Genomic DNA, 617 nt, shown 5'->3' on the forward strand with positions numbered 1-617 from the left:
GATCACTGATGAGTCTCTCCGATCCCTCGGATGACCTCGATCGGATCCGATCAGCGAGAGAAGGAGATGATGACTCGAGTAATGGCCCTGAGATCTATCGTTGTCCGGTAGAGGGGGGCTCGAGGATAGTCGTTGGTGATCGGGTATCGCTGTTCTCCCATGTCGCTCAGAGCAGTGACGATGATCACTCCGGACTCGAGCTGAACGACGAGCTTGAGATAGTCGAGAAAGGCGAGAGCGACAGCTCAAGCGATTCCTCGAAGGAGGATGATGATCCCACTGTCGATGAGCCAGAGTCTCCTGATGAGCCTGAGAGAGTCATATGGGGACCGGGAGATGAGAGAGCTTCATCGGAACCTCTCATGAACTCCGCAGCCGACACCAACTGGTGAGCCGATTTACTCCATTTCTCTCATGAGGCTGTGAGAGGCTATGTGATCGATCTCATCTCCCTGTAGTGGATAGGACTCGCTTCTCGAGAGGATCGATCAGCAGGCAAGTGAGACGGGTAGAAATCGATCGTAGCCTCTACTCCGATCACTGTCTCTGAGATTGACTCGGGAGGGAGATTGAGATCATCGATGAGAGGGAGTCGGTCGGTCGAATCGTTCGGGGGG

The 617-nt window shown here is 54.3% G+C and carries 1 protein-coding gene; it reads left to right on the top strand.

Annotation, left to right across the window (positions count from 1 at the left end; translation table 11 throughout):
• On the top strand, window positions 1-392 hold a 392-nt coding region (locus tag C492_RS24180), incomplete at its 5' end, for a hypothetical protein (RefSeq protein ID WP_008422724.1).
• Window positions 393-617 lie beyond the last annotated feature (225 nt).

The sequence above is a fragment of the Natronococcus jeotgali DSM 18795 genome, from assembly GCF_000337695.1.
Lineage (GTDB): Archaea > Halobacteriota > Halobacteria > Halobacteriales > Natrialbaceae > Natronococcus > Natronococcus jeotgali.